General features: G+C 51.6%; 14 protein-coding genes and 1 pseudogene. 2 read left to right on the top strand and 13 right to left on the bottom strand.

Features of this window, described 5'->3' with window-relative positions:
• Positions 1–3: 3 nt before the first annotated feature.
• The 6 genes from C1N62_RS21025 to C1N62_RS21000 form a co-directional block, all read right to left on the bottom strand.
• Positions 4–492 carry a Mov34/MPN/PAD-1 family protein gene (locus C1N62_RS21025; RefSeq protein WP_137765698.1) on the bottom strand — a complete coding sequence of 163 codons (489 nt, stop codon included), beginning with the start codon at positions 490–492 and terminating at the stop codon, positions 4–6.
• On the bottom strand, positions 492–2,276 hold the full coding sequence (locus C1N62_RS21020; RefSeq protein WP_137765697.1) for a ThiF family adenylyltransferase: 1,785 nt from the start codon (positions 2,274–2,276) through the stop codon (positions 492–494). The genes C1N62_RS21025 and C1N62_RS21020 overlap by 1 nt, the downstream gene beginning before the upstream one ends.
• Positions 2,269–3,519 (bottom strand): nucleotidyltransferase, encoded by a 1,251-nt coding sequence (locus C1N62_RS21015; protein WP_137765696.1) that lies wholly within the window; start codon positions 3,517–3,519, stop codon positions 2,269–2,271. The genes C1N62_RS21020 and C1N62_RS21015 overlap by 8 nt, the downstream gene beginning before the upstream one ends.
• Positions 3,516–4,685 carry an SAVED domain-containing protein gene (locus C1N62_RS21010; protein ID WP_137765695.1) on the bottom strand — a complete coding sequence of 390 codons (1,170 nt, stop codon included), beginning with the start codon at positions 4,683–4,685 and terminating at the stop codon, positions 3,516–3,518. Before C1N62_RS21010 ends, C1N62_RS21015 begins: the two co-directional genes overlap by 4 nt.
• A 424-nt stretch (positions 4,686–5,109) precedes the next feature.
• Positions 5,110–5,832 (bottom strand): hypothetical protein, encoded by a 723-nt coding sequence (locus tag C1N62_RS21005; protein ID WP_137765694.1) that lies wholly within the window; start codon positions 5,830–5,832, stop codon positions 5,110–5,112.
• 98 nt (positions 5,833–5,930) lie between these two features.
• Positions 5,931–6,488, bottom strand: coding sequence for a hypothetical protein (locus C1N62_RS21000; protein WP_137765693.1), 558 nt, complete (start codon positions 6,486–6,488; stop codon positions 5,931–5,933).
• 464 nt (positions 6,489–6,952) lie between these two features.
• Here C1N62_RS21000 and C1N62_RS20995 point away from each other — a divergent pair, with 464 nt between their 5' ends.
• Complete coding sequence (locus C1N62_RS20995) at positions 6,953–7,360, top strand: DUF3742 family protein (protein WP_137765692.1); 408 nt, start codon at positions 6,953–6,955, stop codon at positions 7,358–7,360.
• 31 nt (positions 7,361–7,391) lie between these two features.
• Here the strand turns inward: C1N62_RS20995 and C1N62_RS20990 are convergent.
• The 5 genes and pseudogenes from C1N62_RS20990 to C1N62_RS20970 form a co-directional block, all read right to left on the bottom strand.
• Positions 7,392–8,899: pseudogene (locus C1N62_RS20990) on the bottom strand (conjugal transfer protein TraG N-terminal domain-containing protein).
• Positions 8,899–9,264 (bottom strand): hypothetical protein, encoded by a 366-nt coding sequence (locus C1N62_RS20985; RefSeq protein ID WP_240775848.1) that lies wholly within the window; start codon positions 9,262–9,264, stop codon positions 8,899–8,901. Before C1N62_RS20985 ends, C1N62_RS20990 begins: the two are co-directional and overlap by 1 nt.
• A gap of 14 nt (positions 9,265–9,278) precedes the next feature.
• A complete protein-coding gene (locus C1N62_RS20980; RefSeq protein WP_137765689.1) occupies positions 9,279–10,733 on the bottom strand; it encodes an integrating conjugative element protein in 1,455 nt (484 codons plus the stop codon).
• 8 nt (positions 10,734–10,741) lie between these two features.
• Positions 10,742–11,719: a TIGR03756 family integrating conjugative element protein gene (locus C1N62_RS20975; RefSeq protein WP_370465625.1), complete on the bottom strand. Its 978-nt coding sequence runs from the start codon at positions 11,717–11,719 to the stop codon at positions 10,742–10,744.
• Positions 11,716–12,111, bottom strand: coding sequence for a TIGR03757 family integrating conjugative element protein (locus C1N62_RS20970; protein WP_137765688.1), 396 nt, complete (start codon positions 12,109–12,111; stop codon positions 11,716–11,718). The genes C1N62_RS20975 and C1N62_RS20970 overlap by 4 nt, the downstream gene beginning before the upstream one ends.
• Before the next feature lie 339 nt (positions 12,112–12,450).
• On the opposite strand from C1N62_RS20970, the gene C1N62_RS20965 reads away from it, so the two are divergent.
• A complete protein-coding gene (locus C1N62_RS20965) occupies positions 12,451–13,641 on the top strand; it encodes a hypothetical protein (protein WP_137765687.1) in 1,191 nt (396 codons plus the stop codon).
• 159 nt (positions 13,642–13,800) lie between these two features.
• Here C1N62_RS20965 and C1N62_RS20960 read toward each other — a convergent pair whose 3' ends face one another.
• Both C1N62_RS20960 and C1N62_RS20955 read right to left on the bottom strand, forming a co-directional pair.
• Entirely contained in the window at positions 13,801–14,196 is a 396-nt protein-coding gene (locus C1N62_RS20960; protein WP_137765686.1) for a hypothetical protein, read from the bottom strand.
• Positions 14,193–17,057, bottom strand: coding sequence for a conjugative transfer ATPase (locus C1N62_RS20955; RefSeq protein ID WP_137765685.1), 2,865 nt, complete (start codon positions 17,055–17,057; stop codon positions 14,193–14,195). Before C1N62_RS20955 ends, C1N62_RS20960 begins: the two co-directional genes overlap by 4 nt.

Genomic DNA, 17,057 nt, shown 5'->3' with positions numbered 1-17,057 from the left:
CTGCTAGATAGGACAGTCCATTCTGACAGCTTCTATATATCCCCCCTCTCTGAATGACCAGGCTTTAACTCCTGAAGTATCTTGAGAGGTGCCAACGATAATGGCGACAGGATGTGGAAGTACATTAGAGTAACGTTGCGCAAAACGGGAGAAACTCGAAATATCTGTCCCCGATATTTGTGGTATTACCTGAGGATGCGTATGCCAGTATCCGATTAATCGTAGCCCAAGAGCATTCGCTTCCTGAATCTCCTTCTTGCAGCGTTCAGGGTTTAACTCAAGCCATGTTCGCCCTGCTTTGTCTGCTTTGTGTGGTGCTGTTGCAAGAGACAAAATGATTCCTCCCGGATGAGTGGGGTCGACGAAAAGCTGCCCCCCTCGCTCATGCTCCCCGCTTTTTTGCAGGTTACAGCGAAAAATATCAGCCGCGGAGCGTGATACCAGTAAAACGCCCTCAACTTCGGGCCATTTCCAACCCCAGGTAACCTCCATTATTTTCCATCCTCATGTTTAGATTCGGGCCAAACCCGCTCCAGAACAGTTTGAATGGTTCCTGCCGGTAAGTCAGGGCCGATATACGTCCCACCCTGCACCTGTGCATCAGCAGGACAGTTTATGCTCGTTAACCAAAGCGACCCCTTTTTAATGCCGTTCAGATACTGAATCGATGCCTGCGTTATCATTGTTGCGATGATATTCATACCCGCAGCATTCCCGGGAATGAAACTTTCCCCACAGGCAGGTAGCGGAACAACACCTCCTTCTGGCCACTCTGTATATTTGTGACTAAAGTCGCCGTTGTCACTGAATAAATGCCTGCCATCATAGTCACCTTGTGGTGACGCTAATGCATGACCCACAAGCGTATGAGGTTCACTCCATCCCTGAATCAATGCCCATGATTGACCATTTGCTTTCAGTTCCCACAAACTAGCTTCAGACTCCCAATCCGCTGTTGTGATGATAACTAAATCAGCACTCTGAAGAAGATCAGGCTTGTTTTCCAAAGCAAATTGCACATACGTATTAAAAGCGGTGACCTCAGAAGTTGGATGGTCCCTCATGAGCTTGGTTTTAAGTGCGTTGACTTTGAATTTACCTAAATCATCCATACCAAGCACATGCCTTCCCATGTTTGCAGACTCAAAAGTATCTGGGTCGATTAGTGTCAGATGTTTAAGCCCCGACCTTGCAAGTTGCGATGCAACAGTCCCACCCAGCGATCCTAACCCGATGAACACTACGTGTGCATCTTCCAGCCCTCTGATGCTGCCGCTTAAATCTCGCGCATAGAAATCTGCACGGTCAATGACGTTTAATCTGGAGGAATAGATAATTGCAGGAGGTTGCCCGGCTATCGCCAAAGGTTTTCGATGTGCGGAGCGCGAACCGAAGATTGGGCTACGATGACTGGTATCTACTCTTGCAAAAATATTCAGCGTGTATAAAGGCGCGCCGGCTTTGCCAGGTAACTCCATAATCAGCCATCTGGAAATAAGTGCGCTAGTGGTGCTAAACCAGGTAGAAAGTTTATTCGCATCCTCCTCAGATACATGAGGAAGGATCCACGACAACAGCTCTGCCGGCGCTGGAAACCTGAGTCCAGGATAACTTTTGAGTTTTACAAAAAAACCGCCTACGTGCGGAGAGCAAATTGTGACTTGTCTTCCCATAATCCGGCGGGCATGGCAACCAAGAGCTTTTATATCTGATGATAACCAGACTGACTCCAGGCCTGAGGGAACGATGTATCGAGAATCACTGAGTGCGAATAGTTCAGAAGCAGATTCTGGTCGTCCAACGAGCAATACATTCCTTACAGACCTACCGTGTTGTCTTATCCAGTAAGAGGTTATCTCATTCTGAAATTCGAGATTACGCTCATCTGCGTTTGCACCCTGGATGGATAAAGACAATATTCTCTTCAGCCGGTTTATGCTGTCGCGAACGACTGTGTCGGGTGATCCTGTCACTGGTTCTTCTTTAAAACCGTGAAGACATAGACCTGCTTTTGTTGCGTGTGGCCAAACAAGCCAGGGAGAGGGATCCACATACAGATTTAGACCTGCTGATGGGAATCCCTTTGGAAATCCTATGTGCAAAGCCCTTTCTATGCCCAGATAATCTGTTGGAAGCGGGAAACGGTACGCTACGGTTTCATCTGAGCGCGCTTTGGTTTGCTGCAGTAAACCTGCAGCATGACCTGTGTTTAGGATTGCCTCAAGTGAGGCAATTCCCTCTGCAACCGCATCATCTGTATCTGTAATATCAGCCAAGTCGACCTACCGGTTTCGTATCAGCCTGAGATTGATCGCTTCCAGCCACACTTCCAAACAGCGCCCCCATCGATGCCGAGTTCCGGTTCATACCTGAAGGCCGGCCCGGCATGGTCCAGTTAGCGGGGATGCTGGCATTTACTTCATCAACAAATGAACGCCCGATTCCGAAGCTTTCTTTAACTGCCGTAGCAAATGTTTCGACGGATGAATAAGTTCCAAGCCCAAGGCTGAGTGCCTGGCAGGCACTTTTATGCCATTCAAAAAACGCTCTTTGGTATGCAGTCCCTTCTCCGGGTCGATTCCATTTTTCTGCAAAGTTTTCGCCGCTATCCTCTGGATTGCAGACCATGTATTCCTGCCCATTGCTTTGAATGAAGTCCGGCATTGTTCTGACGATTTCAAGAATGGCTTCAAGTGGCGTGAATGGCCTTTGCCGCGATTGTGATGCTACATTCAGCCAGGCATGAGTAGCGAGTGTTGTGATGACAGCTGAAATTGGGCGCGATTTTTCATTTTTAGTGCTAATAGCCCATTCATCTCGATGGCGCTTCAGAAGCTTAATGCTGGCTCTTAGCGGATCTTCCGTCTGATATTCTTCATATTCGGGAAGCGGGTCTATCGTCGCGGAATCTGCAACAGACTGACTTTTATTAAGCGCAACGTAATGTTCAAGCATGATTTGACACTCGGAAGCATCATGGAGCCAGTCTGCATAGGGGATAGGGCTGCTCGCTTTCCACCCGGTTTCTCTATCTGGTACTTCAAGCATGCCGTGACCGTCAGTTTCATCATTCCAGCTGCGAGGTCGGGCCGGCGTAACGTCGATGTGAAAGCCAGGGCTCTGGTCTGCATAAACAATACGTACCCCTCTTCGCAGTGGCTGTATGTCCTCGTGAACCCGACTGCCTTCCTGAAACCGCTTTTCTATCGCTTCAAGAACTGTGTCTGCTGATACTCCTTTTGCATTAGGGAGCCAGACGATGGCATCTGCATCAATTGTACCCAGGTCTGCTGGTGCGCCAGCCACGGGGTTGATGGTGGTTTTGAGGCGCATAGATCCCTGCGGAAAAATATGTGCTTTCTGCAGAATAGGATCATTGGAAGCTGAAAGGATTTTCTGCAGTTGTTCGTATCGGTCATTGATTTTTATATATTGCGGGCCTGTCAGCGAGATCGCTCTTGCTGCGCGAAGAAGGAAAAATTCCCAGCTGCTGTGTTTAGTAGTCTTTTCATTATTCATTTTTGTGGCTCCTGAGGATGGCCGATGGTCAGCATTGGCCTGAACTGGTCTGAATTATCTCTATCAAAAATCACATAAGGATGCTGATGCTGTGTCGTCAGTAAAGCACCGAATTCAATAGCAAGGGCTGCTGGGATCGCAGCAAATAAATTAATTGGCTGGTCTGTTGATGCTTCAAGTTGGCTCAAATGCTTTTGAAGTTCATCGCGGAATGCATTGATCACATTGCGGTTTGAAACCATTGCATAAGAGGGCTCTGGAATCGTGAGCGATGCAATTCGTGCACCCGGCAGCGCTGCTTCAATATCCCGTTCAGGGATAGTCGCCGATATCGAAAGAACCAGTGCCAACGGCCCATCACCCGAAGGAGCTGCAGCGAAGATGTAATCAGGAGGTGATGCAGCTTTCGATGGCCAGTGAAGCCCGTGCGTGCGACTTCTGGAAAACAAATATCGGTTAGAACGGTCTCCGATAGCTTGTCCGAGCATGATCAGCGCAGGGATATCTGCAAGACCCACAAGGGCTAATGCCGGCATATCACCGAAATTGCCTCCGCGTCGGGCTAATTCCCCTGAAATCTTCTGATCGATATCGTCCTTAATCAATTGCCAGTAAATATCATCCCTGCCGCGGGAACCAGGTTCTCTGAAGGTGACGTTGATTGGGCTACCAAACGCGGTAAGCCCTTCGGACGACATCGCTGTCAGCAATTCTCCTGCCGGGATATTACTGGTAGATGCTAAATGCTGACTCTGAACAATCAACGCTATTGCCCGCCCTTCAGCAGGCTGAGAAGCCGCAAGGCGTATTCGTGCAAGACAGCTTTCATGCAGACCACTCAAATCATCTTCAGGATATCCCTCGTCGTCGCGATCTATTTTTTCGTGGCAATTTGGACACAAAAGCATCAGGTTTGAGAAGTCATTAGTGAGATTTTTAGCCTGTTCATCACTATGTTCTTCTCGTCCTCTGGGCCCTTTGGGGCTGGCTGGCAGTATATGTGCTACCTCGGCCCACTGCATGGATGTGCCCACGCGAAAATCATGCGTCAGGTCTGTTCCACAAAGCTCGCAGTGCCCTGCCATCTTTACCCATACCATCTGTTTTACTTCCGGTTTGGTGTTATATCTTCCACCTTTTTTCTTGGGGGATTCTTCTGCGCTCAAGCGATTGCCTCCAGAGGAAATAAGAAAATACTGTTCGACTAAATGCAAATCTGAAGTGGTGTTTAATTCATCACTTTCAATGGATGCATAAGTTAATTTAATAAAAGATGTTATTGTATTGAGTTAAGTCAATTACACGGCTCTAGAAAGCATAATATTGATGATCGATGAGAGGATGGTTGGCATATGTTGTTTTTTTTAGAATAAGTAATCGGTTTTATAAAATAAACCTTGATTATACTAAGTGCAATGGTTGATTAAGCGGGCTTTGCACCATCATTACCGCGAAGTTGCCAATTTAACTAATGATTCAGGGATTGAAGGCTCATAACCTCATGCGCTATTTGGATTGCGCCGTAACTCTCTTGCCCGCAGCAGGAAATGTTCCAATAGCGTTACTGTTAGCAACTTTATGCTCTCCGGATCACGCTTCCTTCCAGGTGGAACCTTTCATTATCACTTTCCATTCGCCGTCCTGACTGACAATTTTCAGCTCTGGCAGCTCACCTTGATTAACTTTATAGATAAAATCTGAAAGTAGGAGGTACTGCTGAGCAAACAGGAGGCTCATTTTCTCCCCGAGGGGGATGTCGGTCTTGTTCTCAAGAGACAATATGTATTGCCTTATGCTTTCATCTTTCCAGTCCAACCATTTTGGACCCTGATGGGGTAAATCGTGATCTATATAGCCCCCGACATGTTCTCGCAGAGTTAGTGCAGTTTCGGTGACGAGCATCTGATACTCTTCGGCAAACATGTCTGTGTCAGAGATGACCTGATAAACATTCCTGAATTCGATGATGTTCTGATAAAGAATAAAATTTGATACTGGCTTCAGTTTAAGAGACCGAAGCGTCGTAGTGACGGCTATATTCCGTATCTTGCGAAGCTCATCTGTTATTCGCTGCGCTTCGTCTAACTTTTCCTGAAACTTAACGGTATTGCCACCAATTGAGAACTCGGCGATTGAAGGCAACAATGCATATATTGATACTCCAAGTCCCCCTGCGATGATCAACGTCACGAAAGCTGCGCCATCGATGAGCCGGGAAAAAAGCAAAGCCGTGCCCATAATAAGCACCCCTGCGAAGGTCGATACATATAGAAGTTGTTTACCCCATGAGGTCTTCTTAAATCTGGTTGCCATGCGAGATATAACACCTTGAATTTAATTGGGAAATATTGCAATGAGGGGCCGTACATCAAGCCCCTGATTCGGACAATCCTTCGCGAGTATCCCCATCTTCAAATTGGTAAACCCGTCCTGAGGTTGAGTTTAAAAGGTCGCCAGCCTCCCGGTGGATCCCACTCACCCTGACCGAGCACCATATCATTCTCTATTGATGAAACGACCACGCCATCTATGGCGCACCGATTGGATTTCCACACAATACCCGCATGAATATCAATGAGTAAAACGTGGGCGTAGGTGGCGACCAGAATCCGTTCGTGCAGCCTTACAGAATTGACATCAGGGACTGAATAAATGTGGCCAGCGTAATCTCCCAGAGGATGACTCCTGAAAGAGTGTGTGACCAAATCAAAAATATGAAAGTGATCGCCACAGATGATGGCCATGTGAGTATCATTCAGGAGAAATTCAGAGAAGGCGCTGCCAATAAGCCATCCATCATCAGCACGAATATAGAGCTGCAAAAGAAGAACGGGCTCGCCGTTCTTACGGATCAGCAACCTCCGGTCCTTTTCTCCATCAAGGTTAAAAGGATTCAGGTCGATAACCTTAACCTCTTCCGTTTCATGACCGGGCGTGGACTGTTCAAGATAGGCCGCTTCTAAAGTCACGGAGCATCCAAAAGTTTTTTCAGGTGGTCTAATACTACTTTACGGGCTGGCGCCATGACAGCACCGTTCGTTGCCCGGGCTCCCCATCGGGACACCATCCTGCCCGACCGCCGTTTAAGCAGCGACCTTTCAGGCGGACTGAAGTCAGACGGTCGCAGACGAAAGAAAGAACCCGCGGCAACACTCACAGCAACGAAAAACCCAGTAGTTACATCATTCAAACCAAAGCCTTAAACGACTTACCGGCCCTCCGGGCCGGGCGGCGGCTGGTCAGAGGGGGCACGGGGTGCAGGTACGGCGCAGGTCTGGGTTGAGAGGGGCGCGGGGCTTCAGGTTCTGCTCGGCGTCGTTTTGAAGTGATACTTAATTGTATGTTGTAACTACAAGTTTGTCGTTTGACTCAATGTGCAATTCTGGTGAACTTTAGGTATCGTCAGTTTAAAGCTAATTCATTTGAGGTACATATGAGTTCAACCGCATATGCTCGCGGAACAAAAGCTGCATCTGTCTGGAAGCGCTTATCTCGTGTCTACTATGATGCTGATAATCGCTTCGTCGCCTGGGCCGACCGGAAAAAGATACCTGCATCGATAGGAAAATCTGTTGTGCCCTTTTCTGTTCTTTTACTAATGACGCTGGCCATCGTTGCAGGATTCGCTCTGGGCGCGACTATGTTGTTGGTATCTGGGATTGTGTATATGGTTCGCTACATACAACTTAATAGCACGGCTTCCAATGCTTCTGATGAAGCCACCTCTTCGTTCGGCCCTGAGTACAGAAATGGTCGTGATGGTTACGGTTATTATTATGGTGCTGATGATTCAATTCTTTCATCAGCTGGCTCTAATGACGAGGAAGAGGATAAAGCTTGAGGACTGAGCCGCCCCCAAGCTAATTATATCATTACATTTTTACGGTGTTTTTCATTTTATTAACTGCTTCTCCCCCACTCTGCTCGACCTTAGCTGTGCCATTTCTAAATGCCCCATCGAGTGCCCCCCAATTCTAATGCCCGCCCATGACAGCGCCCCCATCCACACTGCAGGCAGTATCAAAAACATCGTGGCCATAACAAAGTTCATGATCAGGTCATCCGAACTGTTCTGAAATCCCGCCATGTTAAAGCTGCTGTGAGTATCAGAACTGTATAGCGCTGTCAGCAGCCAGCTGTCCAGCCAGCGTGCAAGCTCCCACCAGAACGTCAGGAAGTTCAGCGCAAATAGCACAAACGTGAGCGTAATGACTGTCTTAATTTCATAGGCTGAGAACGCCAGGATAAGCGGCAGAATCACTACTACGGCCATGAGCAATACGGCCTGGACCATTGGCAGCGCCTGGCGCATGGCATCAAATGCCGGGAACGCTGCCAGACTGCCTAACGCGGTGCCGCCGATCGCAGCCACGCGGGCTACGGAGTTATCAAGCGTGAAATCGGCGTTGCCTCCGTAGCCGGCATAGACGTGTCCGCCCTGTGATACGGTCAGACTCTCAGGGCTGACCAGGCGACGGATAATGGCCTCTTTATAGTCCGCTGAGTTGCCCCCGATCATTTTCATGGCAGCTGTCAGACGGGTCCATAACCCCGGGTCCGCCTGATCGACGACGCGGGCCTCCAGCCCGGTATCCGATTTATTCCACCACTCGCTGCAGGTCGGATAGCCGCCCCGGCCTGTATCCGGCCTTCCGCTGTCGCGGCTTTCATTCCAGGCAAATTCAGCCCGGGGCGTTTTCGATTGCAGGCTGCCGTAATAATTACTGAGGAAAGTTTTGCTGCCTATCCACTCAATATCACGCAGCGTGGCTTTGTCTTTCGTCTGCCCCTGATCCTGACGTTTCCACATATACAGCGCGAGCGAATAACAGTCGTTGGTAAAGTCCTGCAGCTCCTCCGCGAGAGATTTGTTGTTAATCCGCGTGTGCTGCACCTCGAAGCGGAGCTGACGCATGTCCGGACGGCAGGGAATAGTGGCAACAGACGCCTGGGTAATGCCCTTTGCCAGCTTGTGAATCAGATACCACCAGACCGGCGCGGCAGCTGTCTGATCGTTAATGCTCGATATGACCGGTGAATATCCCGTGTCATCGGGCGCTTTTGGCGTCCACGTCCCGCAGCTCTGCGCACGCGACGTGTCATATTTTATCGTGCTCATATCGACGTTCATCAGCGGCATACAGCAGGCAATCATCACCAGAAAAGACGTGTAAACCGCGTGCTCCATGCGGGGTATGGACAGGGCACCTTTATTCCCCTCATCTTCACCTTCTTCACGCACTTTCATCCAGATGCCGATAAGCCGGAAAGCCACAGGCGCGGCAAACAGGCCGGTCGTGATGAGAATATTCCAGAGTCCGTTGTTAACCACCCAGCCGAGCAGGGTAAGGAAATATTCCAGGTAGCTGTTAGTCAGCATCAGGACGCTCCCGTGCCGCCGAGCAGCACCAGTTCACAGACAACGGCAAAAATAAGGCTGACAGCCGCAATGCGGATCAGCGTCTGGCGGTGTTGCGGGCCGAAGCCTGGCGCCCGGAAAACTTTCACAAAACCCCACGCCAGCGCACCATAAACCGCCAGGCGCCATATCAGCCAGACATAGCGGGCTTGCTCCATCCAGTCACGGAATGCAGCGGCCTGCACAGGTTCCTTAATAGCGCGGTCCGCGACGATGAGCCCGGCCAGCAGGAATGCCAGCAGAGCGCCAATAGTACACAGCACGCGAAACAGCGCGGGGTGCCGGCGGAAAAATGAGGCGCGTTTCGCCCCGTTTTCGGTTTTCATAGGCTGTGCTCTCATCAGTTGTTTTCCGTCTCAGGAACGGACAGACGGTTAATACGGTTGTCGGTGCTGTCATCGCTCTGCGTCTGCGGGTTACTGTTAACGCGCCCGTTTTCCCGATCGATAATGGTGAGCACGGAGTTGCGGGACAGCTCGCGCTTGAGCTCCATTTCATTTCGCAAAGCTGTGATCTCGCGATCGATGGCCGCAACGCGACGATCGCCTTCCTCAATGGCCGCATTCTGCGCGGCAGCGTTAGGCTCAGACATGCCGGTAACTATCATGCGGCGCATAATCAGCGCGGTTTCAACCGTATCCGCCATCGCCAGCTCGCCGGCGAGGCGGGCGGTCAGGGCGGCGTTGTCAGGATCCCGCTGAAGTGCTCTGATAACACCTGCAGTGATGGGCAAACTGCCTGTTTTAAGTTTTGCCAGGTTCGTCGCGTTGGGCTGCTCGGTGCCGTTAACGAGTTTTACCAGCTGTTCGGTATTCTCTTTGGTGGTCTCTTCCAGGATGGGCGCAAAGCCGGTGCCGGCCTGAGTGGCACCCGGCTTCTGGTCGTCATCGCCGCTGGTACACTGAGATGCATCGCTGCAGGTGCGCAGGGAGCTGTCTCCCACAACCTGAACCACGGCTTTAGCGGCTTCTTCAGCACTCGCATATTTTCCGCAGGCTCCCCCGTTACAGCTGCTACTGCTGACCGTGTCAGAGCTCAATACTGGCAGGCTGTTCATCATATTGAACCCTGCGGCCGTTAAGTCATGCGTTGGCCGGATGGCCTTTTGCCCCTGACCGCCCCGTTTTTGTCCGCCGATCCAGTTCTGGCCTGAGTTGCCCTGCAGCTTGTCCGCTGAGTTATTCACGCGGACAGCATCAGCGTCTCCACTGTTAACAAGCGAGCGGTATTCATCCATTACCGCACCCTGCGTCCATTTGTTGTTGCCGGCAAAATCCATCATGCGCTTCGACATGTTCTGGCAGTTAAGCTGGGCTTTATCAAAAGAGACGTTTGCCTGCAGCACGCCGTTTGTGAGCATGTCGTACAGGCCGGGATTGGCACGCTGGATAATCATTGCCGGCAGGCTGGCGACGGCACCGGTGGCGTTCTGCACCACGTCGCCCATGAGGTTTTTAAAGCCATTTGTTACCCCGTTGAGCTGATTACCGACCGTCGTTTTCAGGTCGAAGTTGCCGCACATCAGATCGCTGCTCCAGCCAACATTCATGCCGAGCTTACGCATGCTGCTGCGCGTTGCCGGCTGCGAAATCACAGAGCCGCCGCCGAGCGTATAGTAGAGCTTGTCTGAGACCGCGCCGCTGACGTCCTTGCCGTAGCCTATGGCGCTGTTGTTCACGGAGGGCAGTGAAATACCGAATGCGCCGGACTGGTTATCATCAGCCGCCTGCGCGGATGCCGCTGCGGACGCGATGCACAGCGCAAGCGCGGCAGATTTAAATTGAACTGGTGACATTGTGCCTCTCAGAAGTCAGTTGAATAGAGGAAGGTCTGGCCGCGGCGCTTGCAGCAGCTGTAGGGCTGCCATAGCGCATAGGCTTCGTTGCCGTCCTGAGCAATCGGATACGCGCCGTCCGGAAAGACGGCGCAGGAAGCGGAAAGCGTGGGCGACAGGCGCTGCCATTTATGATTCGCCGTGCCCGTGTTTTCTTTCACCTCTCCTGGCGGCCAGTAGCCGGCTTTGTGCGTGCCCTTCAGTACCTGATAAACGTGAGGCTGCCCGGAGCGGGTGATAATGTCGGCGACCCGCTGCGCGACCACGGCGGAGGCTTTGTCATCGTCTGTCTGGCTGACGAAGCCGGAGCGGGGGTAAATATTGCCCCACATGTTAGCGCTGACCTGGCTGCCCAGTTCGCGCTGGCCGGGAACCAGCGCCTCGGGATACAGCGATTCAGGCAACCCCGATCGCCAGACAAGTGAATCCAGCGTGCTCAGAAAGTAGGGATTGAATGGCGTGGCGGCGGTATCGCACGAGTAACCGGGAATGCTGCCGCCAATGACGGAGGTGGCAGGGTGGCCGATCGCATCGGCGTACTTGAATTTGATGTTCGACTTGCGCTGCCCGGGAGTCTTGATATCGGCGGCGTTACCGCCGCCGGCGGGTGCTCCGCTGGTCAGCGCGTTATCGATTGTACCGGACGCGCCGCTCATAAACGCCATTTCTGTCCAAGGATTCCCGCCCGGGCCGGTGTAGGTGGACACCACCACTTCTGGAATGAAGTGCGTCACCTTAACGGAGGTTTTCACCGAACAGCCAAAGGGCGTACACATCAGCCAGTAACAGATGCCGCTGACGCGCCAGCTGATGCAGTCCTGGGTGATGGCGCTGGCAATGATGCCGGCAGTATTAATGGCAGATACCGTGGCCGGAGCTGCAGCTACTACCAGCACGGTGGCAACACCGGCGGCGTTGAAGTGTGTTCGGGGTGATAAACGCATCATTTACCCCCCTGACTGCGAAGCGTGGCAGCCCGGGCAACGTCGGATGTGCCATAAACCACATCCCGATCATCGAAAACGACGGCGGGGAACTTATGCAGCCCGATCTCCCAGGCATGCACAACCTGCCGGTATGCCTGAGCAATCTGCTCCTGCTGCCCGGGCCACTGCGGCGACTGAATGATTTCGCGGGCCTGCTGAGCGGCCAGCTGCGGATCGGCAGCCAGCTGGCCGAAAATGGAGTCCTGCAGACGTTCGGGACCATCAAGCCAGACAACCGAGCTGTCATCAGTCAGATTCTGAGGGGGATGTTCAGCATCGGTATACACAACGGTGCCGGCCATCAGCTGAAGCGGTATAAACAGGAAAAGTGTGTGTAATAGCCTGAGTCGCATAGCGGATCTCCGTTACGGTAACAGGCCGTCAGAGTGGCATCGCGTGGTCAGGCTTTCAGCAGTAAACTCTTTTCCCGATTTTGAAAATTACTCAGGCTCGGATCAACCTGCAGTTAACGTTGACTCAGCTTATTGTCATCACAGTCATGGTAGCCAGCGATGTGGGTGGTTTTATGCCAAGCGAACACCGGCAACTGTACTTTTTACTGAGTACATTTGTCTTTAGTCAGAGGCGTTAGAAAATCACATCTTTAGCTTAAGCAGAATAGCTAACCAAGAAAATTCTTATGTGATAAATTGGTTCTTTGAAACTTCTTCTCTAACTACATGGAAAATACAGTGAAAAAATTAGCTATCCTTTCATTGGCTATTTTAGTTTCTGGCTGCGCTAATAAAATGCCTGAATATGATTCAGCAAATTTAGTGAGTGATTTTAATAATATTCCTGAAAACGTTATAAAGCCAACAATGCAAATTAAGAAATTCCAGCCTAAGAACTTAAAGGATGAGTGTTTCATGCAAGGAGAGTGGTTATCAACAGTAGATCCTAATGCTTATGATATAAAATGGTACGGGTCATGTGTAAATGGAGCAGCATCTGGTTTAGGTTTAGTTGTGGCATCTCCCCCTATGGGAAAATTATACATGGTTACTTTAATAACACCGGGTTCACATGATCAGGTATATTATAAACATAACCTAACGGACTCGTCTTACTTTATTGGTCTATCAAACGATAAAGGTGAGGAAGGTAAGCTACTGAATCTTACCAGTGTTAATGGATATACAGCCCCACTAGAAGGTTATTATACTAAAAAATCTGATACTAACATTCAATACACTCTTTTAAGAAACCAGATAGATGGTTCCGCAATGTATGTAAAGCGCTATCCGTCTGGAAAGGCAATTTCTTTTATTTCAACAAATGATTACACCAATAAAATAGCCCAAGGGATAAAAATAGTTTCCTCAGATCGGGTTTTATTTGAAGGGGCGAAAATGTCAGATGGAAGAACCATTACATTAGCGAATGGCCGTTATGAAGATGCTGAAAGTATTAATACATTCATTACTAATGAGCTCAATGGCGTAGATAATAAGCTGGCATCTTCACCCGCCGCCTATTATCAGGCACTCCCCAAAATAGATAAGGTTAAAGCTACATTATGTAAGAGATCCGATAGCGAGGATATCAACGAATTTTGTAATGACATGCCGTACAGCTATTTGAAAGACGAATTTGAGCGTGCAGCTATGACGTTCAGGAATCAGCAACAGAGTCGACTGGCTAACGCTGAGGCCCAACGCATGGCAGCAATACGTCAGCAGCAGATTCAGCAAAATAATCTTGATGCGCTGAATGCGTCTTTTGCTCAGCTTAATCAGACCGCTCAGCAGCTTCAGCGTAACGCCTTACAGAGTTCACAATCCTACACTCAACCTTCTGTTTCCGTTCCCGTTCAGAACCGGACCAATATCTACCGCTGTCAGGATCTCTCAAACATGACTTACTGCAACCAGTTGAGATAGCAGTAAACCAATCAGGAAAAGTCACCGCCGCAAGGCGGTTTTTTCGTCCCTGTCAGGGCATTCCGTAAAACCCGTATTCCGCCGCTGTGCACACTGTTTTTCAGATCATTAAACGAAAAAAAAACCGGCCCTTAGACCGGTTCACTGCTGACTTTGATCTCAGTCAGAAAAAATGTTGTTGATCCATAGCGTCAGGAAAACCATATCTGCTGCGTCAGGCACGTTTACGTGCCAGCGCGGCGAGTCAAATTCGTGATCCAGTGGGAGTCCGGCGCGACCTTCCTGCGTCAGCAGAATGTCCGCACGCTTGCCTCTGCTGTCCTCAAGATGAACCGACACGCAGCTGCTCTTACCGATACGATGTGGGTTACAGGTGATCGTGACCGGCGGTTGCAGCCTTGATCTCAGCGCGTTCTCCATTGCTGTCAGTCGCTCAGCCGTCGTTGCCGTCATCGCGGGCTCACCCTGCGGATGCAGGCTGAACATAGCAGGGGTTGGCGTTTCGTCCGGCGCAGGGCGCTGGGTCAGAGGTTGCGCATACTTGAGCTTAATCATGCGGTCAGCATCTCTCTCTTATCATTGTGTTCGGGCATCCCGGCCGCATCTTCCGCCATCAATCCACGCAGACGATCCAGTTTTTTCGCTACGAGAATAGCCGCATCCAGCTCAGAACAATTATGTTTACGCATCAGTGCTTTACGTTCGGCTTTCTCTTCTTTCTCCGTCATCCCGAGCGCGAGGTAAAGGCTGGGCGGAACAGCGCGGAACAGCGCTTCAATTTTCTTCGAGAGCACCACGCCTTCGGTATAGCACCGTGAGAGCTTACTGGCGGAAAGCAGCACGGCTTTTTGCTCTTCTGAAAGCGTCCGGAAGCGGGCAATATCCTCCACCTCTTTTTTCGGCATCGTCAGACAGATCCACCACTCCGCCATATTCAGCATCTTGCCGGCCGCGTTCGGGTAATCCTCAAGGTTCTGTGTGGCAAGCCACAGCCATGCGCCAAGCTTACGCCACATCTTGACCACTTTGGTCATATAGGGGGCGAGAAGTGGGTTAACCGTCACAACGTGCGCCTCATCTACGGTAAAAACAATGTCGCGCTCAAGGTACTGGTCACGTTCGGCAATGTTGTTGATGGTGTTGGTCAGCGACACCATCGTGAGCGCCATCTGCGCCTCGTACCCTTCACGGGCAAGGTGCGCCAGGTCAATCAGCGTAACGTCCGCCTCTGGCCACAGAGAGCCCTCCTGGTTAAAGAGTTCGGCCTCAAAGCTCCCCTGCTGCGTAAACATGCCCAGGGATTCGGCCATTTCAGCCGCTTTTGCCCTGCGGGTTTCATTACGTACCTGCCCGCTGCCATTTTCAGTCTCCAGTGAAATGGCGTTAAGCGCATTCTGCAGGTCGCCCGGCAGCATCTGGCGGCCTTCCTCCAGGGTTACACGCGCGGCCATAATCAGCGCTTCGCGGATCATGGCGCGGTCGGCACGCTTCAGCGCGGCGTCTTCTTTCGGGTCGCCGCCGGTGATCATCATTCGGGCAGAAATTTCCATTTCGCCCAGAATATCGCGCTTACCGTTCTCTTCATCATCATCCGGATCGTCTTCAATATCCGGCAGGTCACTCTCATCAATCGCCGGGGCGGGCGCATCGCCGTCAAATAGCTTATGCGCATCAGCAAAGGGGGGCAGCGATACGCCGCTGCCGGGTTTGACGCTGACTTTGTTGACCGTAAGGCCCAGACTTTCAAAGTAGTCAGCGGTCAGCCCGAAACTGTTACCGGCTTCCGCGATGAACAGACGCGGGCGGTGCACGGCCATCAGCTGACAGAGCATTGAGCAGAGAGTAGCGGACTTACCTGCGCCGGTCGGTCCGAACAGCAGCATGTGCGCGTTCTGAGAGCGGTCATCCTTGTTCAGGGGATCAAAATCAAGCACGTCGCCGCCACGGTTAAAAAAGCTGAATCCGGCGTTGCCGGTCCCGGTTTCGCGGCCGGTGACGGGCAGCAGCCCGGCAAGGTGCTGAACCCACGTCAGGCGGGTATACCAGTTTTTTTTGTCGTGCTGCGGGTTAAAACACATAGGCAGCGCTCGCAGCCAGGTGTTAAGCGGGCCGGTTTCATGTTCAGCGCGCACCGGCTGCAGCCCTTCGTTCAGGAGTACGGTGCTGAGCTCGATGCGCTTACGGTTCATTTCGGGCATGTCTTTTGCCCGGAGCACAAAGGTGATGGCGGCGCGGTAAAGTTTGTGGCGGTTTCCCAGCAGCTCCTTGACCGCCGCGACGTCCTGACGGACACGCCCCGACTCGGTATTCTCGCCGATGGCGTTTTTCGCCAGGCGGTTAAACTTCTCTTCCAGCGTGTCCTGCGGCTCTGCAACAACCGTCATGCACAGCATGGTGCCTTCGGGGAACGTGTCCATCAGCGCGTTAATTTTCTTTTCACCACGGCTCTTTTCGCCGGTGAGCGTGCCAGGCTCAGGGGGTTTGCGCAGGCGCTCCACCGAAATGGCTGAATGGGCAATGTTATCCAGCCACCACACGCCGTTCTCAACGTCAGAACGTGGCGGTGTGAACAACAGGGTTTCGGCGAAATCATTCTCTACGGGGATCATGCCGGCAGGCGTGTCGCGGCTGTCTTCATAGGCCGCCGCGCGGTAAAACGCTTCTTTATTAATGCCCTCGGGCGCAGGATTAAACATCCGCAGCAGCCAGGCGTGAACCTGCAGACCGTTCTGACGCTTGCAGTGGATGTTCACGCTGGAAAAGGCGCTGCAGAGGCGCTCACACGCCTGATTCAGCATGCCAATGGGTGACATTAAATCAGCGCTGTTTTTTGTCGCCCAGCGGTAGATAACCATGCGCGTGCGCCGCTGCTGCCCGCGCCACGGCTGGCCGGTGATCAGCTTGTCTTCAAAGAGACCTTCAGGACGCGCAATCCCTCGCATATGCTGCTCAGTCTCCTTAAGCCACGCCTCAGTAAACTCGCTGCCCTGTGCGTGCGGCCTGACGTAGCCGCGCAGCCGATCAAGGTAGGCATCGACGTTATTCTCATCCTGACAGTAGAACTGCACGATCCAGGGATTGCTCGCCAGATCGTCAAAGCTGTCTTGCAGCGCATCTTCCACCACGTCGCGGATCTGCTCCAGGCGCTCGTCAGGACGGCCTTCGGTTGCCGCCGGCGTCACTTCATATACGGCCCCCACGGAGAAACCATCATCAAGCAGCAGGCACTGCTCCGCGTCCAGAAACTCTGCCCACGGCAGATAATCAACGATAGACGGATTGTGTGAATAAACGCGCTTTTCATCGGCCTGAGACATTTTACCGGGACGGGCAACGGGCTCCGGACCGGTCTGCCCAGAAACGTCAGTTAAGTGACGGTTTTTTTCAGGGGATTTCCTTTTAAAGAGTCCGAACAT

The sequence above is a fragment of the Nissabacter sp. SGAir0207 genome (assembly GCF_005491205.1).
Lineage (GTDB): Bacteria > Pseudomonadota > Gammaproteobacteria > Enterobacterales > Enterobacteriaceae > Chimaeribacter.
This window is presented reverse-complemented; position numbering and strand designations above follow the sequence as displayed.